15 protein-coding genes and 1 pseudogene are annotated in these 19,689 nt (G+C 59.8%); 7 read left to right on the top strand and 9 right to left on the bottom strand.

All coding sequences use genetic code 11. The features are described from left to right. Positions 1 to 205: 205 nt before the first annotated feature. Genes ACR9ZJ_RS06390 through ACR9ZJ_RS06380 form a run of 3 tightly spaced genes read left to right on the top strand, consistent with a single transcriptional unit; the run spans position 206 to position 5,374 of the window. Entirely contained in the window at positions 206 to 2,197 is a 1,992-nt protein-coding gene (locus ACR9ZJ_RS06390) for a tetratricopeptide repeat protein (protein WP_481287213.1), read from the top strand. Next, the gene (locus ACR9ZJ_RS06385) at positions 2,194 to 4,161 is read left to right on the top strand and encodes a hypothetical protein (RefSeq protein WP_481287212.1); all 1,968 of its coding nucleotides are present in this window, start codon (positions 2,194 to 2,196) and stop codon (positions 4,159 to 4,161) included. Before ACR9ZJ_RS06390 ends, ACR9ZJ_RS06385 begins: the two co-directional genes overlap by 4 nt. Further along, a complete protein-coding gene (locus ACR9ZJ_RS06380) occupies positions 4,151 to 5,374 on the top strand; it encodes a lipopolysaccharide biosynthesis protein (protein WP_481287234.1) in 1,224 nt (407 codons plus the stop codon). The genes ACR9ZJ_RS06385 and ACR9ZJ_RS06380 overlap by 11 nt, the downstream gene beginning before the upstream one ends. Here ACR9ZJ_RS06380 and ACR9ZJ_RS06375 read toward each other — a convergent pair. The 7 genes from ACR9ZJ_RS06375 to ACR9ZJ_RS06345 form a co-directional block, all read right to left on the bottom strand. Then, complete coding sequence (locus ACR9ZJ_RS06375) at positions 5,351 to 6,253, bottom strand: glycosyltransferase family protein (RefSeq protein WP_481287211.1); 903 nt, start codon at positions 6,251 to 6,253, stop codon at positions 5,351 to 5,353. The genes ACR9ZJ_RS06380 and ACR9ZJ_RS06375 overlap by 24 nt on opposite strands. Continuing rightward, entirely contained in the window at positions 6,246 to 7,010 is a 765-nt protein-coding gene (locus ACR9ZJ_RS06370) for a class I SAM-dependent methyltransferase (RefSeq protein WP_481287233.1), read from the bottom strand. Before ACR9ZJ_RS06370 ends, ACR9ZJ_RS06375 begins: the two co-directional genes overlap by 8 nt. A gap of 305 nt (positions 7,011 to 7,315) precedes the next feature. After that, positions 7,316 to 8,182 carry a class I SAM-dependent methyltransferase gene (locus ACR9ZJ_RS06365; protein ID WP_481287210.1) on the bottom strand — a complete coding sequence of 289 codons (867 nt, stop codon included), beginning with the start codon at positions 8,180 to 8,182 and terminating at the stop codon, positions 7,316 to 7,318. Positions 8,183 to 8,369: 187 nt separating this feature from the next. Next, a complete protein-coding gene (locus tag ACR9ZJ_RS06360; RefSeq protein ID WP_481287209.1) occupies positions 8,370 to 9,308 on the bottom strand; it encodes a glycosyltransferase in 939 nt (312 codons plus the stop codon). Then, on the bottom strand, positions 9,298 to 10,392 hold the full coding sequence (locus ACR9ZJ_RS06355) for a glycosyltransferase family 4 protein (protein WP_481287208.1): 1,095 nt from the start codon (positions 10,390 to 10,392) through the stop codon (positions 9,298 to 9,300). Before ACR9ZJ_RS06355 ends, ACR9ZJ_RS06360 begins: the two co-directional genes overlap by 11 nt. Positions 10,393 to 10,449: 57 nt before the next feature. Further along, positions 10,450 to 11,181 (bottom strand): class I SAM-dependent methyltransferase, encoded by a 732-nt coding sequence (locus ACR9ZJ_RS06350; RefSeq protein ID WP_481287207.1) that lies wholly within the window; start codon positions 11,179 to 11,181, stop codon positions 10,450 to 10,452. Then, positions 11,178 to 12,050, bottom strand: coding sequence for a glycosyltransferase family 2 protein (locus tag ACR9ZJ_RS06345; RefSeq protein ID WP_481287206.1), 873 nt, complete (start codon positions 12,048 to 12,050; stop codon positions 11,178 to 11,180). Before ACR9ZJ_RS06345 ends, ACR9ZJ_RS06350 begins: the two co-directional genes overlap by 4 nt. A gap of 172 nt (positions 12,051 to 12,222) precedes the next feature. Here ACR9ZJ_RS06345 and pilB point away from each other — a divergent pair. The 4 genes and pseudogenes from pilB (at position 12,223) to coaE (ending at position 16,912) form a co-directional block, all read left to right on the top strand. Further along, positions 12,223 to 13,949 (top strand): annotated as a pseudogene (gene pilB / locus ACR9ZJ_RS06340) (type IV-A pilus assembly ATPase PilB). A 148-nt stretch (positions 13,950 to 14,097) separates the two neighbouring features. Beyond that, a complete protein-coding gene (locus ACR9ZJ_RS06335) occupies positions 14,098 to 15,363 on the top strand; it encodes a type II secretion system F family protein (protein WP_481287205.1) in 1,266 nt (421 codons plus the stop codon). A gap of 80 nt (positions 15,364 to 15,443) precedes the next feature. Then, positions 15,444 to 16,313 carry a prepilin peptidase gene (locus ACR9ZJ_RS06330; protein WP_481287204.1) on the top strand — a complete coding sequence of 290 codons (870 nt, stop codon included), beginning with the start codon at positions 15,444 to 15,446 and terminating at the stop codon, positions 16,311 to 16,313. Next, positions 16,310 to 16,912 (top strand): dephospho-CoA kinase, encoded by a 603-nt coding sequence (coaE, locus tag ACR9ZJ_RS06325; RefSeq protein ID WP_481279676.1) that lies wholly within the window; start codon positions 16,310 to 16,312, stop codon positions 16,910 to 16,912. The genes ACR9ZJ_RS06330 and coaE overlap by 4 nt, the downstream gene beginning before the upstream one ends. A gap of 17 nt (positions 16,913 to 16,929) precedes the next feature. Here coaE and ACR9ZJ_RS06320 read toward each other — a convergent pair whose 3' ends face one another. Together ACR9ZJ_RS06320 and ACR9ZJ_RS06315 are read right to left on the bottom strand one after the other, a co-directional pair. Further along, entirely contained in the window at positions 16,930 to 18,183 is a 1,254-nt protein-coding gene (locus ACR9ZJ_RS06320; protein ID WP_481279675.1) for a putative bifunctional diguanylate cyclase/phosphodiesterase, read from the bottom strand. Next, positions 18,180 to 19,397, bottom strand: a complete 1,218-nt coding sequence (locus ACR9ZJ_RS06315; RefSeq protein WP_481287203.1) for an HD-GYP domain-containing protein — start codon at positions 19,395 to 19,397, stop codon at positions 18,180 to 18,182. The genes ACR9ZJ_RS06320 and ACR9ZJ_RS06315 overlap by 4 nt, the downstream gene beginning before the upstream one ends. Positions 19,398 to 19,689: the final 292 nt, after the last annotated feature.

Below are 19,689 nucleotides of genomic sequence, written 5' to 3'. Positions count from 1 at the left end.
ATAAAAGGAGGCCGCACAAGCGGCCTCCTTTTTTTTGCCTCGCGATACAGAACCAAAATCTTCACCCGCGCAGCCCTGATGTCAACTGTAGGCACTGGAACTGGCACAATAAACGCCAAGTCGGCTCCAAGGGTAGTCGTGCGACATTGCCTCCACCGCCCTCGCGCATTTCTACCGACACCACCTCCACACAGCCAATGGGTTCATGATCGTTAACCGTCTCGTAAGTCTTCTAGCTATCACTGCGCTTTTGATTAGCGCCTGGCTGGCTTATCACCCTGGGCTCAAGGGTGGCTTCATTTTCGACGACTACGCAAATCTCCCTTCATTAGGTGAGACGGGACGTGTCGACAACGGAGCGACATTCGCACGATATATAACATCTGGTACCGCCGACCCTTTGGGCCGCCCCATTGCCATGGCGACCTTCCTGATCGATGCCAGCGATTGGCCGGCTGACCCAGCGTCGTTCAAGCGAACAAACGTTCTCCTTCACTTGGTGAACGGCTTCCTTCTCTATCTTGTGCTGAGCACCCTTGCCTGCAAAAGCTTACCTCTCGCACCAGTATCCCGATTGAGCGCGGCGGCGTGGATAGGTGCAGCACTTTGGATACTTCACCCACTATTTGTTTCGACCACTCTCTATATCGTGCAGCGGGAAGCCATGCTGCCGACCACATTCACGTTAGCTGGCATGCTTGTTTGGATGAAAGTCAGGCAAGCACTGGAGAGCGATGCGATCAAAGCAGCGACAGCATTCGCGGCAATCAGCCTAGTGCTTTGTACAGCGCTGGCAGCACTATCGAAAGCCAACGGCATTTTGCTACCGATACTAATTCTCAGCATCGAATATACCGTCTTTTCATGCAACCCGATGGAGGCCTCGCCTAGGGCACAACGACTACACCGTATCTTGTTGGTCGCCTGTTGGATGGTCGCGATCGTCATCGGAATGGCACTAGTTTATGTTGCTATATCGAGCATCAACGATGGCCTTGCTCATCGCCCCTGGACGGAACAACAGCGTCTCCTTACCGAGCCAAGGATTCTCTGGCAGTACCTCGGTCAACTGTGGATGCCCCATCCGTATACGGCCGGTGTATTCAATGATGCCGTGATCGTATCGACCGATATCGTGCACCCGTGGACCACTTTACTTGCGATAGCGGCCCTTTCCGTTGCGCTAGTTGGAGCGATTCTGTATCGGCATCGATGGCCCTTCCTTGCCGGCGCTTTCCTATTTTTCTTTTCAGGACACCTACTCGAGTCGACCAGCGTACCTTTAGAGCTCTACTTCGAACACCGCAACTACTTACCAGCGATGCTATTGTTTTGGCCTCTCGGACTATGGCTTGTTGGCGCTACTCAGAAAGAAGGTGAAACAAGATTCTTTCCCTCTCTTTCCGTTCGATATGTCATCGCTACTATCGTGGTCCTATCGCTTGGCCTCATGACTCACGCCAATGCAGTAATTTGGGGCGATACAGCTCATCAGGCGTCACTCTGGGCAGCGCTGAATCCCGCGTCGCCACGTGCGCAAGTCATTGCGGCGCAGGAAGAACTACAAAGTGGCGCAGCCGACAAAGCCGTTGCGCGCCTTGAGCCGATGCTGGCCCAGCACCCGACCGAAGTACAGGTCGCTTTCAATCTCATCGCAGCGCACTGCGCTCTTGGTAATCTCCGTCCTGAACACCTAGCCGCCGCCCAACGCGCCATATCGACCACGGCTGACCCCGGCACTCTCCTCGTAAGTTGGTTTGATAGAACCATCGATGCGGTAAAAAAAGATTCTTGCCATGGACTCGATCTAGACGATTTAGCCAAGCTCGCCAAAGCTGGCCTTGGCAACTCCCGACTTCCCGCGGGGCGCCGTCAAGATATCGAGCATGTTTTAGGAGCTATCGCATTGAGCATGAGTCAACCTGACAGCGCTTTACTACATTTCAATCGCGCACTCGCATACGATCCGCGTGAGCCAGCCGCCCTACGTCAGGCAGCCGAGTTGGGATCGGCGGGTTATCCAAGCTATGGACTAAGCCACCTAGAAACCTTTGATTCACTCCCTGCCGCAGCGATCAAGCCCCCCCCTGGAATGCCCGTGATACATGCATGGATACTGAAAAAACAACAGTACTGGCAACGGGAGAGGCAACGCCTCGAGGGTGTGCTCCGCACGGACGCGGCGTCAAACTTATGAGCGCAGGCATCTATAACCGAGTCATCAAGCATCCATGGATTATTTTTTTCCTAGGCATAGTTCTGACGATAGCCGTTTATATTCCGGGATTGTCTGGTGGCTGGCTTTTCGACGACTTTCCCAACATCGTAGATAACCCGGGAGTACACCTGGAACAGTGGAGCGTCCCCAATCTAGTGAATGCTGCGCTTTCGTCACCATCCAGTGACTTTAAGCGCCCGCTCGCGTCCTTGAGTTTTGCAATCAACTACTTATTTAGCGGAAACGATCCGTCAGCAATGAAGCTGACCAACCTCGTAATTCACTTACTAAATGGACTGGCTGCATTTTTCCTTGTCAGGGAGCTTCTGTGGGTGATTCACCCGGAAGCTCGTACCCGGGCCGCGTGCATAGCTGCGCTGGTGGCCACGGGGTGGCTTCTACTGCCCATCAACCTCACGGCCGTCCTGTACGTCGTGCAACGCATGGAAAGTTTGGCGAATTTATCGGTTCTTCTTGGACTATGGGGCTACGTGGCCGGCAGGCGGCAAATGATTCGGAGAGGACACGGGTTGCTTCTAGCGACCGGTAGTGTCGTCGCTGCAACAGCAATTGGAGTGCTGGCTAAAGAAACAGCCGTGATGCTTCCTCTGTATGCGGCGCTAACCGAGTTATTCATTTTCCGCGGGAAACGGCACGATGGTGCGATGCGTGATTGGCGTATTTTCGCCTTCTTCACCGCGATATTGCTCGTGCCGATGATCGCTGGTGGACTGTGGCTCTTACCCGGCCTGATTGATCCTGCAACCTGGGTTACCCGTGATTTCACCCTGAAAACCCGCCTCCTAAGCGAGGCACGCATCATCTTCGACTACGTTGTATGGACCATATTTCCCTCCCCTCGCGCCCTTTCCTTCTACCATGACGACTTTGTCATATCACAAGGGCTTCTTGATCCGCCGACCACTGCACTAAGCCTCGCAGCACTTGCAGGACTCACTTTGCTTAGTGGTTTGGTCCGGCATAGCTTGCCTGCCGCCGGGCTGGGTATCGCCTTGTTCCTCGGCTGCCACCTCTTGACAGGAACGGTGCTGCCACTGGAACTCGTGTATGAGCATCGCAACTACTTTTCCAGCCTCGGCCTGGTCCTGGCACTCTTGGTTGCAGTTGAGTCTGTTCCTCATGCATTTTCCATTGCTCATCGACTGGCCTACTTCGCCATCGCCCTACTCGCTGGACTCTGGACTGTGCAGACCTTCGTGACAGCGAGAGCATGGGGTGACCCGATCGCTCTCGCTCGTGAGCTTGCATGGAGAGGACCAGAATCACCACGTGCCCAGTATGAGCTGGGCCGAACATACATCATCGCCTCGCATTACGATCCCGCATCACCATTTACCCGCCTGGCCTACGAACCACTCGAGCGCGCAGCGCGCTTACCTGGTTCAGCGATCCTACCGGAGCAGGCGCTAATCTTCATGAACTCGAAGATGCACCTCGCGATTAAGGACGCTTGGTGGACGAGCATGATAAACAAGCTCAAGATGCGACCAGCCACCATTCAGGATGAGAGCTCGCTCGACGCTCTGGCGGCATGTTTACGCGATACATCATGTGACTTTCCGGCGGATCCTCTATATAACGCGTTCTCTGCGGCCATGTCGCACGACAGGCGCAGCCCCAGACTTCTAGCCATGTATGCCAACTTCGCCTGGTCTACCTTGCACGATGGCGGTCTAGCCATTCGCGTGCAACGCGAGGCGGTGGCCGCCGCGCCAAGGGAAGCCGCCTATCGCGTTGGATTGGCTCGATATGCGATCAAACTTAACGATCATGCCGAGCTCGTGCGGCAAATCGACAGCCTGGAGGCCATGAACGTCGGTGGCCGGCTGGAAGCCGACCTAGCCCCCCTCCGGGCTGCTCGTGACCGTACTTCACCCCCTATTACGCCCGTACAGAAGAGCCGTGCGCCCAATGATAGGTAAGCTTGCGCGCAGCAGCCTCGTGACCATAGGCGTCTTGGGCTTACGTATGTTGACCCAGGCGGCAACTCTAGTTCTCATTACCCGGCTCCTTGGACCATCTCTTTACGGCGACTACATGGCCGCGGCATCGCTTGCAGTCGTCGCGGGCCTCATTCCGAACTTGGGCTCAGGCTATGTACTCATGGCGCGCACGGCGCGCGAAGGCCATTCAGCAGTAGAGACATGGAGATATGGATGGCCACTGAGTATCTCTATCGGTACATTCCTGTGCCTGGGCTTCCCATTCTTGGCGCAACTGCTTACCCGAGGAACACTGTCATTCGGCGATCTGCTGCTCATCGGCTTCGCAGAACTGCTCGTGACGCCGGTAACGCAGTTGCTTGGTTTTGTCCTTCAGGCACGTGATCGTGTACCTCAAGGGCAACTCCTACTTTGGCTTCCCCTTTGCTTTCGCGCCATCGCAGCAGCAACATGCTTGATACTTGTTGAAGACGGCTCAGTACATCTTTTTGTTGCGCTGCAAGCCGCAGGTGCCACGGCAGGCCTGGCTGCAGCGCTAATCATGACTCTTCGCGTAGTTCGGCTTCCATGGGCACCCAGGCGCCCCACGCGCCAGGAATGGCGATCCGGTGCTGCTTATGCGGCAATGCATGTCGTTGCGGCCAACCCTGGCGAACTGGACAAAATGACCTCTCCCTTGTTGCTAGGAGATCACGCAGCTGGCATCTATAGTGCCTCTTCGCGCGTGATGAACGCGGTTGTCACACCAGTGCTCGGCATCCTGCTCGCATCGCAGCCCCGTCTATTTCGTCATGGTTCCATGCCGACATCAGATGGACAGCGTTTGATACGCACCCTTGGCTATCTCGCATTTACTTGGGGGATCATCAGCGCTATCGGAATGGCAGTGATAGCCCCATTGCTCCCGTTTATTCTAGGCCAGGCATTCTCGGATACAGCGCTCACGCTTCCCTGGATAGCACTTGCCGCCCCATTTGTCTCCCTGCGAATGGCTGCCGGAACAATTCTTGTTGCACTGGGCAGGCCACTACAGCGACTACGCTTTGAGCTCAGCGGTATCGTTGTCCTAGGATGCCTCCTCACCATAGGAGCACACGTACTCGGCTTGCGCGGAATGGCTCTAGGGCTGGCCTGCGCCGAAGCATGCATGGCCACATACGGTTATTTTCTAGTGCGTGCCGCCCGGACTTGAGGATGCTGGCGGAGTCAGGCTACGGCAACGCCCCAAACACACATCCAGTACAGCCATGCAGAGCCCCCGCCACGGGCGTATGGCGCGGAAGCGAATGCTACGAACCGATGCGCGCAGTCCAAGAAATATGACACGTCCTGCTGCGAGACAAATTCTTCCGCCCAACCCGTAACCCAAGCGGGAAACCATAAGCAAGTGTGCACGTGCCATGTGGTATTCGTAAAAGAGTGAGCCGTTCCCGCTGCTACCGGACCCTTGGTGAATCACCACCCCTTCGGGCACATCCAGCAACGCAATACCGCCCCGGACGAGACGAAAGCCGAGCTCGATGTCGTCACCATAGAAGAAGAAAGACTCGTCAAACAACGGCGCATGCACGAGCGAATGGTGGAGCATGAGGCATGCGCCGCCTAGCAACGCATGTCCACGCAAGCCCGGACCTGCGGGGGAAACCGTTGCCGAAAAGTGCCTATAGTACGTACGTGCCGGCACAAGTCCTGTAGGTCCGTCGATCGACGGAGCCGCAATCGACGGGAGATCGTCTACCACGGCGCGACGCAAAACATCGACCGTGCCCTGAGTCAATGTGGCATCGCTGTTGATCAGCAATACGTTGACATCGGGCATGACCCTACTGATCAACTCAATGGCACGATTAACGCCCGCGGCAAAACCCAGGTTTCGCCCAGGCTCAATGACATGCAATCTTATCGCCACTTCGCCCAGCGATTCGTTCAACGCATGCAGCGATGCTCCGTAATCCTCGGAATTATCAACGAGCACCACGGCGGACACTCCTTCACTCGCGAGCGACTCGATGCAACGAAGCGTCATCGCCGAAGAACGGAAGTGGAGCAAAACAGCGACGCATTCACGCATGATCGTCGCCGCGCTCTGGAGCAAATGCTATAACGACAAGTTCGTCACCACCAGCCGGTAAAAAGGTGGCCATAAGATCAGCCCACCAACCCTCAAGACGTGCCAGGTGTTTCCGAAGTCGATTACCCCACCCAGGACGACATCCGGCAATACGCCCACTCTCGCGAGCAATGCTCCGCGCGTGAAGTCCACGACGAAGCACTCGTGGTGTAACAAACCCGGCGTGCCGCAACATCTCCGTCATGGCACTCGCACTTGGAATACATAGATGTCGTGGTACTTCAAGGCCGCGCCAGGAAGAGCGAAAAATGCGCGCACCGATGCCATTTGGATTGGGCCACGCGAGCCAGATCATGCCTCCCGGACGAAGCCGTCGTAGGCAGTGACGCAAATCTGCTCTGGGATCTGGAACATGCTCGATGCTGTGACGCAAAGTAACTACGTCGAAGGGGCCTGCGACGCTTGGCTCTTCACTATCGGCGAAACCCACCCATGATTGAAGCCCTTGCGCCATACAAGCACGCACCGCTTTCGGATCAGGATCCAGGCCAACGGCATGCCAGCCGAGACTAATAGCGCGCTTCAGAAACTCCCCATTACCCGAACCTATATCGAGTACGCGACGCTCGCCCCCCCGGACTAGATAAAGGTGTCGTCCGTGATAGTCGAGTTTAAGCCGTAGCGGCTCGACGACGCTAAAAAAAATGAATCCAAGTTTTGAGGCTGGCCGCACGCACGCCCGGAATCGCCGATTCATGTAGCTATTAACGGACGATACGGCGTAGCGCTTTATGCCGGATCGAGAACCCGAGGAATAGTCGACGTCATGGGTATAGTAATTTCCATAGGCTTCACCTATTGAATCATCGGAGGGCCTCGGATCCGGATAGAGACTATGACAGTGGAAGCATCGCCAGATCGTCCACAAGTCTTCCGCCTCTGGGCCGTTCAAATGGTCGAACACGTGTGAGGCATGAAGCCGACGCTTCGAACCGCCGCACGCAGGACAGGCAGGCACACGCACCGCAGGCCCGCCGCCCCATGTCGTTGTCACTACTCGGGTCATACCGAATTCCGAGCAATCGCGTTATCGCTCTTTCGAGCGACAACTACGTTCTCTTCGGCATAACGCACACTGAGCGTGCCCAGCATATCCATGATCAACGAAAGCAATCCGGCGATAGACGAGCTAGCACTTAATCCACGCCCACCACGCATCCGGGCAATCTCGGCACTACGTCTGTAAAGCCTTCCCGTATGCGCCCCCCTACGGCGAACCTCAACAATCTCGAATCCGGCTTCGCGACAAGCACTCTTGAGAACATCAAGAGATGGCAAGCATAAGTGACGGGGTACGTCATAGCTCTCCCAGTTCAACCCGTAAAACCTAGCGCCAATCGCTGCTGGATTCGGCAAGGCGATCCAAAGCGCACCTCCCGGGGCCAGCATATCGAACATTCGACACAACATGTCCCGGGGGGCCGGAACGTGCTCGAGAGAATGGCTCATGGTGATCGCATCCCAGTACGAATACCGCTTCTCAATCGCAAGGTCATCAATGAAACCATGGGTTACTGCGACCCCACGCTCCCGGCAAGCATCGATCGCCGCCTGATCCGGGTCGACACCCTCCGCTTCCCAACCCATGGTTTGTGCCAACGCGACAAAATCGCCGTTGCCACAGCCCACATCGAGCAATCGCCTTCCAGAGGAGCGCACAAGATGACGGCCAAAATAATCAAGCTTGAGCCGCAGCGGCGGGATCATCGAGAACACCAGATGCCCCCAGTGCGAGGCCGAAGCACGACGCGTACCGAAGCGATAATTCAGGTAGCCGTCGATCAGCGAGGTCAACCAATTCGCGTGCTGCACCACCTGCGGGGATCTGTGGGTTACGTAATCAAAATCGTACGCGGCAGGGATCGACACATCGTCGGGCCTGGGATCAAGCCAGACGCTCTGACACCGACGGCATGACCACAACTGCCATTCGTCGTCTGTCGGCCTCATAGCGTCGTGCATCGATCCCAGGGAAGACCGCTCCCTTCCTTCGCACATGGGACAAATGGGGACGGCAACGAGAGCGCCACGTGACCAATGCCTTTTTTTTATCAGTTCACCCACGCTCTTTGCCTCGAACACCGTCAATCATACCCTTGCCTATCTTTCGCCACTGCTCGGTCCGATCGGGGCCATAGAGCGTCACCACACACAATGTCAGTACGGCCTTCGCTACCGCCCATATTTTCCACACAGCAGGCACATACCGGCGACGCAACAACTTTATGGTATTTCTGTAAAGGTAGTAGTGGCGAAGCGGACTACGTTCAGGCCATACGCGCCACCCCAGCAGCCAAAGTCGACGGCCGCGATTACCCATGAGGTGTTCGAAAGATAGCCAGGGGATACCAAAAAGACGGAACCCATGGGACGTCACACGAAAAGACCATTCAGTGTCGACGTGATCGATAAACAATGTCGGATCCAGCTCACCGATTCGATCCACTAAGTCGAGCGACATCGTGGTACCACTGCCATTGAGGTTAGCTACTGGGAAAGGGGTGGCATTGACTGTGGGAAACGCTCGCGCCCATAACCAACCATAGGCAACATAATGGAATCCGTGTTCCATGCCTGCATAAGGATCAACTAACGCAGGCCCAACGCAACAGAGGGTGCCGGTTTCGGACTGCACGTGGTTCAATGCATCGAGCAGACCCCGTGGGACATTCGGCGCAAAGGTCGAATCTTGATCCAGCAGAAGAACCGCACGGCTACCGGGAGCATGGGTCCGAGCACGCACCATTCCTTCATTCAGTGCAGCTCCAAGCCCCGCGTTCACGTCCTTCTCAATCAATAGCAACGACTGAGAGTTTGACGCCAAAATGCGCAGTTGTTCTCGAATCTCAGGGGAGGACGCGTTGTCGACGATGACGCGCAAACCGACGTCGACCAGCGCTTGAAGTTGCTTCTTAAGCAAAACAAGATCGGGGTTGAATGTAACCGTCACGGATGCAAGTTCGTCAATAGTCAGGATGCGCGGCTTATCGTCCATGACTAGCTTCCACGAGCGGGTGAATTTTCTCGCCGAACGAAGTCCACGCGAACTCTTTCGCAAAGTTTCGACTACCGGACCTGAACTCGCCGCTAGGCGCGTCCAGTACTCGCCCGACCGCGTCGACGAAGCCCAGATAATCGCCAGGCCTCACCAGGAACCCAGAAATACCGTTCGATACCGCATCAGGAACACCTCCGACGGCGAATGCGACTGTCGGCAATCCGTGTGCTGCCGCTTCGATGGCGACCATGCCGAAGCCTTCGATATCACCAGGAATATCCTGCACCGGGAATATGGCTACATTCGCTGCGCCATAGGCGCACTTAAGTTCTTCGTCATTCAACTCGCCATGCAGAACAATATGCCTTTCGAGCCCTAAGGCTGATACCGCTGCTTCCACGGAGCTTCTAACACTGCGTGTGACGCGGCGTAGCGCATCCGGAGCATCGTTTCCGACAACAGCCAAGAGAATGTCTGGATATCGCTCGACAATGTGCGGCAGCACATATTCGACGAACTCGGCCAGGCCTTTGCGTTCGGTCAATCGACCAACAGAAAGCAGAACGCGTCGCCCCACCCACCCCTTATCTTGGCGGAACGATTCAATCGTTGAACCATCCGGAAATTCTGCGGATAGATCTACGCCCGGATGCACTATCCGAATGCGTTCTGGGGATACTCCAGCTGCCGTCGCCAACTCCGCAGTATTTTTGCTGTTAACCACACAAACGTCGCAATGGCGAATGAAAGGCAACCAAAGATTCCGATACACGTGGCTGTCTACAACGATATCGAGACCATGAAGATAGACCCCAGCACGGGCCCCGGAGAGACGCGCACTTATCCATGCGAATGGGGCACAAAGTCCGCTTCCAGCCATGACAAACGACGGACGACGTCTTAGGATCGCCCGTATCGCTCCGAATAGCGCACCAAAGAGAAAAATGGGCAACGGCTTCAACCTGCATTCAATAGCTGTTACACCATCGGGCAGTTCACCGCGACATCCTTTCGGACCAATGACATCCAGGCTACCACCTTGATTCAGTTCGCGCGCCAATTGAAGATTCAGGCGTTCCATTCCACCACGTAGTGGCGGTAAATTCCGCGTGATCAGCAGAACGTGTCGCACGCGAGATCACCCCTTGTTCCGCTGCGCGTAGTGATACACCTGGTATTGCCATGCAACAGGCCAGAGTCCTAGCAAGATTGCCTGGATTGCACGGAATGGCCATGTAGGCCATTTGCCATGAATGATCCATCGCCAACTAAGCGGGTGTAAGTCACGTCGACGGTGCCGAACCTCCAAACCTACCGATCGGAACAGTACCGCCCATTCTTCGAGTGACATGACGTCTTCCTTGACCTTTATCTGATGCGTGCCGCCGTACAGACCAAGTCTGCGACTGAGAAAGCCGGCATTCGGCACGAGCAGCAAGAACTCCGCGTTTGGCCGTGCCACCCGCAGCATTTCACGCAAGGCATCAGGTTTGTCTACAAAGTGCTCAAGCGATCCCATGCATGTGACGACGTCAAAGCTGGCATCGGGAAATGGAAGAACCTCGGCGGGTCCGGCCCGAAAGTCACCGTCTGGATACGCAATCCGAGCAGCGTCAATGGCCCGGATCGACAAATCGATTCCACTAATGGTGCGAGCACCCATGGATGAGAACTGACCGAGCCAGGCCCCGGTGCCGCAGGCCACATCCAAGACATCTCCACCACGGACCAAAGTCAGTTCGCGTGCCGCCATACGACAATGCCAAGGCAACTTATGCTGCTTGTCGACGTTGCGAGCATAGTACTCATCGTCGTAGAAGGCCCTGATCCCGTCGAGTTCACGCTGCTGGTCATCCGGTTGCAAGCTCATCGCGACGTGCTTCCATTTTCGCCAGGACGATAAGTCAACGCGGTGATTTGCTCGGATACCAAGCCAATCAGGAACACGATAACCGCCGCACTCCACATCAGCGTACTCATATTGGTCAACCGTCCTTCCAGCAAGAACGTACGTGCGTAGTTGAGGCAGCCAAGAGCAAAAAACACCACACTCACCGGTACGAACAACTTCAACGGCGAGTACAACGTCGCGATCTTGAAGATGATCAACAGAAATCGCACGCCGTCCTTTAACGGCCTAATATGGCTTTTCCCTACCCGCTGAGCAGCCTTGATGGGCACATACGCCACACCATAAGCGCTGCGAAAAAATGCCATCGTGCTCGTCGTTGGGTATGAGAACCCGTTTGGCAACAGGTGAATGAACTCCCTGAACCGGCCAGCTCTGGCGACACGAAACCCTGATGTAAGGTCAGCAACGACCTGGCCAGTCATCTTGCTTGCCAGCCAGTTGTAAACGGTATTAGCCACCCCTCGACCCACACCAGCCTGGCTTTCCCAATCGCGAGCACCGACGACCATGTCGTACCCCTCATCCAACCGAGCCAACAAACGCCCGATGTCCAGCGGATCGTGCTGCCCATCCCCATCCATGAAAACCAAGATGTCGCCCGTGGCCGCCCGGGTGCCACGTTTGATCGCCGCGCCATTTCCCATCGAGTAGGGAGAAGAAAGGCATTCAACCCCCGCGGCGGCGCAAACGCCCCGCGTATCGTCCGTGGACCCGTCATCGATCACGATGATCTCAGCACCCGGCTGGGCAGCTGTCAGGCGGGGCAACAGGTCTTTCAGTGCGGCCGCCTCATTCTTGGCGGGCAGGATAATGCTTATACGACTCAAGATATCTCCCCCATGGTCGTTGAATCATAAGGGATATCGCCCTGCGGAAACGAGAAGGACCGCGCGATCCGCGCACCCACGGCGCGACGATCCCACGCCGTACCGGTCAGGCGTGACCAATCCCATAATGTGGAGTAGATTCAGGCGCGTATCTCGGGGAAACAGGTCCTTCATGGCTTCACAAATGCATACGCCGATCCTGGCGGGTCTCACCGGCATGGCGCGCCGCCTCGTCACCGAGAACGTGCTGCCCGAAGCCGACGTGCGCAAGGCCGTGCAGGATGCCGCGGATAAGCGCATCTCGCTCTCCGCCTGGCTGGTCGACCACAACCTCGTCGACAGCCCGAAGCTGTCCCAGGTGGCCTCGGCCGAATTCGGCATGCCTCTGATGGACATCGGCGGCATGGCCCCGCCAACATGCCCCTGGACCTCGTCACCGAGGCCCTGATCACCAAGCACCAGGCCCTGCCCCTGTTCAAGCGCGGCAAGCGCCTGTTCGTGGGCATCGCCGATCCGATGCAGTCCCACGCGCTGGACGAGATCAAGTTCCACTCGAACCACATGGTCGAGCCGGTGCTGGTCGAGCGCGGCCAGCTGCGCCGGATCATCGATACCGCCCTTTCGGCCATGAGTGCCAATGTCCCGGGTTTCGCGGACGGCGGGCTGGACGAGCTGGTCCTGGAGTCCGGCGACGACGAGGGCGAGGGCACCACCGGCATCGATGCCAACGCCAATGACGACGCCCCCGTCGTCAAGTTCGTCAACAAGATCCTGGTCGATGCCATCAAGCGCGGCGCCTCCGACATCCACTTCGAGCCCTTCGAGGCGGTCTATCGCGTCCGCCTGCGCATGGACGGCATCCTGCGCGTCGTCGCCACGGCCCCGATCAAGCTGGGCAACCGTATCGCCTCGCGCCTGAAGGTCATGAGCGGCCTGGACATCGCCGAGCGCCGCGTCCCGCAGGACGGCCGCATCAAGCTCAACCTGACCAAGACCCGTGCCATCGACTTCCGCGTCAGCACCCTGCCGACCTTGTTCGGCGAAAAGATCGTGCTGCGTATCCTGGACGGTTCCTCGGCCAAGCTGGGCATCGACAAGCTCGGCTACGAGGACTTCCAGAAGAAGCTGTACCTGGACGCGATCGAAAAACCTTACGGCATGGTCCTGGTGACCGGCCCCACGGGCTCCGGTAAAACCGTCTCGCTGTACACTGCCCTGAACATCCTCAACACCGAAGGCCGCAACATCTCCACGGTGGAAGACCCGGTGGAAATCCGCGTCGAGGGCATCAATCAGGTACAGCAGAACACCAAGCGTGGCATGACCTTCGCCGCAGCGTTGCGCTCCTTCCTGCGCCAGGATCCGGACGTGATCATGGTCGGCGAAATCCGCGACCTGGAGACCGCCGAGATCGCGATCAAGGCGGCCCAGACCGGCCATATGGTGCTCTCCACCCTGCACACCAACGATGCCCCGCAGACGGTCGCCCGCCTGATGAACATGGGCATCGCGCCCTACAACATCACCTCGTCGGTCACCCTGATCATCGCCCAGCGTCTCGCCCGGCGCCTTCACGACTGCAAGCGGGCCATCCAGCTGCCTGCCGCGGCCCTCCTGGCGGAAGGTTTCACGCAGGAGGAAGTCGACCAGGGCATCACCATCTACGAGGCCGTTGGCTGCGACAGCTGCAACGAGGGCTACAAGGGCCGCGTGGGCATTTACCAGGTCATGCCCATGGTCGAGGACATCCAGAAGATCGTCCTCGAAGGTGGCAACGCCATGCAAATCGCCGAGGTAGCCCGAAAAGCAGGCATCAACGACCTGCGCGCTTCGGCCCTGCTCAAGGTCAGGAACGGCGTCACCAGCCTGGCCGAGATCAACCGCGTCACCAAGGACTGATCCGGGTCTCGACACCGCCTGCGACACGTGAAGATGTGCGCCAGGCGGCAGAAAGGGACGCGGCCTAGCGGTCACACTAGAATAAGAACAGGGGCCGGCCGGAACGGGGCGGCCTACTGAAGCATCAATCCGGGGGGAACACCGCGTCATGGCTACCGCCACCGCCACAAAGAACGTCCGCGCCATTGGCGCTGCGCGTGCCGAAGTCAATAAGCTGGTTACGTACGATTGGACGGCCCTCGACAAGCGCGGCAAGCGCATGAAAGGGGATATGCAGGCCAAGAATGCGGCCCTGGTCAAGGCGGAATTGCGCCGCCAGGGCATGAATCCGCAGACGGTACGCGAGAAGGCCAAGCCGCTTTTCGGCGGTACGGGGAGTGCGGTCAAACCCCGTGACGTCGCGATCTTCAGTCGTCAGATCGCCACCATGATGGCGGCTGGCGTGCCGATGGTGCAGGCCTTCGACATCATCGCGAGTGGTCAGAAAAACGTTCGGCTGAAGAACATCCTCACGGACGTCAAGAACGCTATCGAAGGGGGTGCCTCCCTGCATGAGGCCCTGGCGCTCTACCCCGTGCAGTTCGACGAGCTCTATCGCAACCTGGTCCATGCTGGCGAGTCGGCGGGCGTCCTGGATACGGTGCTGGACACCGTCGCCACATACAAGGAGCGCATGGAGGGCATCAAGGCCAAGATCAAGAAGGCCCTGCTCTACCCCATCATGGTGCTGGTCGTGGCCGCTCTGGTCACCATGATCCTCCTGCTCTTCGTGGTCCCCGTGTTCGAGCAGACCTTCAAGGACGCCGGTGCCGAACTGCCCGTGCCGACGCAGATCGTGGTCTCGGCCTCGCGCTTCATGCAATCTTATTGGTGGGTGGTCATCGGCAGTATCGTCGGTGGCATCGCCGCCATCATCTTCGCCAAGAAACGCTCGTTGAAGTTCGCGCATTTCCTGGAGCGGATGTCGTTGAAGCTTCCGGTGATCGGCAACGTCCTCCGCCTCTCCGCCATCGCCCGTTTCGCCCGCACCCTCGGCGTCACCTTCCACGCCGGCGTGCCGCTGGTCGAGGCGCTCGAGGCCGTGTCGGGTGCCACCGGCAGCATCATCTATGGCCAGGCGGTGCTACAGATGCGTGACGATATCGCCGTGGGCCATCAGTTGCAGTTGTCCATGCGCCAGACCGGCCTCTTCCCGAACATGGTCGTGCAAATGACGGCCATCGGCGAGGAATCGGGCGCGCTCGACCATATGCTGTTCAAGGTGGCCGAGTTCTACGAGGAGGAGGTGAGCAACGCGGTGGACAACCTGGCGACCCTGCTCGAGCCGTTGATCATGGTCATCCTCGGCGCGATCGTCGGCGGCATGGTCATCTCCCTCTACCTCCCCATCTTCAAGCTCGCCGGCACCGTCTGACCCCGATCGTTCAGGCAAGGCACAATACGAACCCTTCGTCCTCGCGGGCGAGGGGTTTTTCTTAACCCACGGCCGAGCCCATGCCCGACTTACCCATCGCCCTCTGGATCACCTTCGCCGCCGTCTTCGGCCTGCTCGTGGGCAGCTTCCTCAACGTGGTCATCCTGCGCACGCCGCCGCGCATGGAGTGGGAGTGGCGCAAGCAGGCGCGGGATGTCCTGGCGCTCGATCCGGTCGACGAACCCAAGCCGCCGGGCATCGCACTCGAAGCGTCGCACTGTCCGCAGTGCAAGCATCGCCTCGCCGTCCATGACAACATCCCCCTGTTCGGCTGGTTGTTCCTGCGTGGGCGCTGCCGCTATTGCGGTACGAACATCTCGGCGCAGTACCCGCTGGTGGAACTCTTCACGGGCGTCGCCAGCGCCCTGGTGGTCTGGCACTTCGGACCGACGCCGGCCGCCCTCGCCGGCCTGCTGTTCACCTTCTTCCTCATCGCCCTGTCCGGCATCGACGTCCGTACCCAACTGTTGCCGGACGAACTGACCTATCCACTGCTCTGGATCGGCCTCGGGCTCACCCTGATCCCGGCGTGGCAGCCGCTACCCGTGGAACCGTCGTCGGCGATCCTTGGCGCGTTGATCGGATACCTCAGCCTTTGGAGCGTGTACTGGCTGTTCAAGCTGCTCACCGGCAAGGAAGGCATGGGCCACGGCGATTTCAAGCTGCTGGCCGCGCTGGGTGCGTGGATGGGCCCGGTGTCGCTGCTGCCGGTCATCATGCTGTCCTCGCTGATCGGCGCCCTGGTCGGCGGCGGCCTCATGCTGTTCCGCAACCATCAGCGCGACGTGCCGATCCCGTTCGGTCCGTATATCGCCGCGGCGGGCTGGGTCTGGTTCCTGGCGGGCGATCGGCTGCTCGCCGCCTACGTGCGCTTCACCGGCCTGCAATGAGCGGCTTCGTCGTCGCGCTGACCGGCGGTATCGCCTCGGGCAAGAGCGCCGTGGAACGGCGTTTCGAGGCACGCGGCATCCATGCCTACGACGCCGACGTGGCGGCGCGGGCGGTGGTCGAGCCCGGTTCCGAGGCGTTGGCCGAAGTGGCGCGGACGTTCGGTTCGGGGGCGCTGGACGCCGAAGGAAGACTCGACCGCGCGGCGATGCGCCAGCGCGTCTTCGACGATCCTTCCGCACGCGCGACGTTGGAAGGCATCCTTCACCCACGTATCCGCACCTGGCTGCGCGACGCCGTGGCGGCCGATCGCGGGCCGTACTGCATCCTCTCGATCCCCCTGCTCGTGGAGAACCGCGAGCACTACGCGTGGGTGGATCGCGTGCTGGTGGTGGATGCGCCCGAGGACGTGCAGGTCGAGCGGCTGACCCGCCGCGATGGCATCGACGCCAGCCTCGCCACGAAAATGATCCAGGCGCAGGCGTCCCGCGAGCGACGCCTGGCCATCGCCGACGACGTGATCGTCAACGATGGCGATGAAGCGGCGCTGGACGCGAAGGTGGCGGCGCTGGACCGGCGTTACCGCGAACTGGCCGCCTGACCCCGCGCCCCCGTCCGTTACACCAGCGAAGCCGCCGCCAGCCGTTCCGCGACGAAGTCGTCGGCCCGCACCGGCTGGCCGATGTGGTAGCCCTGCACCAGGTCGCAGTCCATCTCGACCAGTCGCAGCAGGGTCTCTTCGTTCTCCACGCCCTCGGCCACCGCCTCCATGCCCAGGCGGTGGGCCACGTCGACCATGGCCTGCACCAGCAGTTCGGTACGGCGGTCGGTGTTCATGGCGTCGACGAAGGTGCGGTCGATCTTCAGCTCGGTGGCCGGGAAGTGCCGCAGGTAGGCGAACGACGCATAGCCGGTGCCGAAATCGTCGATGGCCACGCGCACGCCGCGGTCGCGCAGGGAGCGCAATACACGCACGCTCATGTCCAGGTCGGTGAGCAGGGCCGTTTCCGTGATCTCGACGATCACCGCTTCCGGTGGCACGCCCCAGATGTCCATGGCGCCGATCATCTGTTCCGCGAAACCCTGCTCCGCGAACACGCGCGGCGACAGGTTGATCGCGACGTCCAGCGGACAGCCGCCACGGTGCAGCGCCGCGGCATGGCGCAGCGAGGCGTTGAGACTCCAACGGGTCAGCGGCACGATCAGGTCGCTGCGCTCGGCGAATTGCACGAAATCGGCAGGTGCCACGTGGATCTGGGCGGTCGTGGTCCAACGGGAAAGCGACTCCACCCGCACCACCTCGCCGGAGCGCAGGTCGCGAAGTGGCTGGAAGGCCACGTGCAGGCGATTGGCCTCGATGTCTTCGCGGAGTTCGCCGTAGAGGATCTCCACGGGCGTGGCGTCGGGCTGGTAAAGCGCGAACGGCTCGCCCACGCGCTGTGCTTCGTCATGGGCCAGTTCGGCGCGGCGATAGAGCAGCTCCGCGGAGGTGCCGTGTTCGGGATGCACCGCCACGCCGACCACGGGCCGTCCGTGCCAGGGGCGCTCGCCGCGCAACAGGGGCGTGTCGAAGGCCCCTACGATGCGCGTGGCCGCCAGCAGGGCATGGGTGCGGTTGCGTACCGAGGGGAGCACCACGACGAAGCTGTCGTCACCGGCGACGAAGACCGTGTCCACATGGCGAACCGCCTCCACCAGGCGCTCGCGGGCGGCCAGCATGATGGCATTGCCGAAGTCGTAGCCGAAGCGGAGCTGCGCCTCGCGCATGCCCTGCAACCGCACGACGAGCACGGCGCGCCATCCCGAATCGGGGACCACCCGGTCGAGGATGACCTGCACCGCAGGCAGGATGTCGGCACGCCGCTCGCTCATTGGACGAAATACTCCCGGGGGTCGATTCCATGGCTGCCCGCGGGCAAGGTACGCAGGATCTCACGGCGGATGCTGTCCGATTGGTTCATGAGATCGATGATAAGGAATTCCTCCAGCGCTGCCTTGTCCTTTCGCGTAAGGATAGCCACACGAGGCTGCAGGCGGCGCGCCTGGTTCTGCATCATGACGATCGCGACCTCGCCCGTGTTCAACTCCACCAGCGAGCCTGTCGGATAGACCCCCATGCAGGCCTGGAACTGTTCCACCAGCTCGCCCTGGAACTCGCGGTCACGGCCTGCGTACAGCTGGCGGAGGGCGAGGTGCCGGGAGACGGCCGGGCGGTAGGGACGCGGCGTGGACATCGCGTGGTAGGTGTCGATGATCGCGGCCATCCGGCCGGACAAGGGGATGGCGGTGCCGGCCAGGCCCGCGGGATAGCCGCTGCCATCGAAGCGTTCGTGGTGGGTCAGCACCATGTCGCGCACCTCGGGGTCGCTGACACCGGCGTGGTCGAGGATGGCCATGCCCTCGCTCACGTGTTGGCGGGTCAGTTCCCATTCCTCGTCGCTCAACGGGCCGCCACGTCCGAGCAGCTCATCGGGCAGCTGGGCCTTGCCCACGTCCATCAGCAGGCCGCCCGCGGCAAGACTGACGATGGCCTCGCCAGCGAATCCCATGTGCCTGCCGAACGCCGCCGCCAGCGTGCTGCAGGCGACGGCGTGCTGGTAGGTGTAGCTGTCGCGTTGGCGCAGGCTCTCGACCCAGAAGAAGGCGTCGCCGCTGCGCAATACGCTGGCGACCATCGGCCGTACGGCCTCTTCCACCGCGCCCGGCTCGATCGCCCGGCCGCCGTGGATGTCGTCCACCAATCGTTCGGCGAAGCGTGACATGCCGTCGAACGCCTCGCGGGCCCGCGGCAGTTCCTCGTCGAACGGCACCGTGTCCGTATAGCTGTGGCGGGCGACCAGGCGAGGGTTCAGTGCGGGCCGGGGCGCCACGACGGGCACGACGCGCGCGGGCGTGACACGCCGGTGCATGTCCACGAAGACGTACTTGCAGAACCGGCTCAGGCGGTCGATGTCGGCCCGCGAGGCGATCGGCAGGCCCTGCAACGGGAACGGCGTATCGGACCATTCGCAATCGAGACGGCTCACGTACATGCCGACCTCCAGATCGGCCACGAACACGCGTCTCTCCACCAGGTCGTACGCCACTCTCCTGCCCCCTTCCGAGCCACTGCGTTCCCATGCGGCGGCCGCCCACGCACGGTGATCCAACGGTTAGCGGCAGCTTCACGGAATCCTGTAGCCGCCTGTGAGGTAAAGGGTGTATCCCCGGTCCTATAGGCAGGCCCACACCTCCCTCGGAGATCGCCATGCGCCGTCCCTTGCTTCCCGTCCTGTTCCTCGCCCTCACCGCCTGTACGGCCGCCTCGGCCCGGGAGGAAGGTGTTCCCCTGCCCGCCCCCACCATCGATGCCTCGCCGGCTGTCTCTTATACACATCT

The organism is Luteibacter sp. KNZ12-1A (assembly GCF_056755675.1).
Note: the sequence above shows the minus strand (reverse complement) of the source record. Positions and strands in the feature narration are given on the sequence as shown.

Excerpts from the sequence above, each read along its gene's own strand:
- ACR9ZJ_RS06355 (WP_481287208.1), bottom strand. The coding sequence starts at position 10,392 with ATGGAACGCCTGAATCTTCAATTGGCGCGCGAACTGAATCAAGGTGGT.
- ACR9ZJ_RS06370 (WP_481287233.1), bottom strand. The coding sequence starts at position 7,010 with ATGAATCGGCGATTCCGGGCGTGCGTGCGGCCAGCCTCAAAACTTGGA.
- ACR9ZJ_RS06350 (WP_481287207.1), bottom strand. The coding sequence starts at position 11,181 with ATGAGCTTGCAACCGGATGACCAGCAGCGTGAACTCGACGGGATCAGG.
- ACR9ZJ_RS06360 (WP_481287209.1), bottom strand. The coding sequence starts at position 9,308 with ATGGACGATAAGCCGCGCATCCTGACTATTGACGAACTTGCATCCGTG.
- ACR9ZJ_RS06320 (WP_481279675.1), bottom strand. The coding sequence starts at position 18,183 with ATGAGCGAGCGGCGTGCCGACATCCTGCCTGCGGTGCAGGTCATCCTC.
- ACR9ZJ_RS06375 (WP_481287211.1), bottom strand. The coding sequence starts at position 6,253 with ATGCGTGAATGCGTCGCTGTTTTGCTCCACTTCCGTTCTTCGGCGATG.
- ACR9ZJ_RS06390 (WP_481287213.1), top strand. The coding sequence starts at position 206 with ATGATCGTTAACCGTCTCGTAAGTCTTCTAGCTATCACTGCGCTTTTG.
- ACR9ZJ_RS06335 (WP_481287205.1), top strand. The coding sequence starts at position 14,098 with ATGGCTACCGCCACCGCCACAAAGAACGTCCGCGCCATTGGCGCTGCG.
- ACR9ZJ_RS06380 (WP_481287234.1), top strand. The coding sequence starts at position 4,151 with ATGATAGGTAAGCTTGCGCGCAGCAGCCTCGTGACCATAGGCGTCTTG.
- ACR9ZJ_RS06330 (WP_481287204.1), top strand. The coding sequence starts at position 15,444 with ATGCCCGACTTACCCATCGCCCTCTGGATCACCTTCGCCGCCGTCTTC.
- coaE (WP_481279676.1), top strand. The coding sequence starts at position 16,310 with ATGAGCGGCTTCGTCGTCGCGCTGACCGGCGGTATCGCCTCGGGCAAG.
- ACR9ZJ_RS06385 (WP_481287212.1), top strand. The coding sequence starts at position 2,194 with ATGAGCGCAGGCATCTATAACCGAGTCATCAAGCATCCATGGATTATT.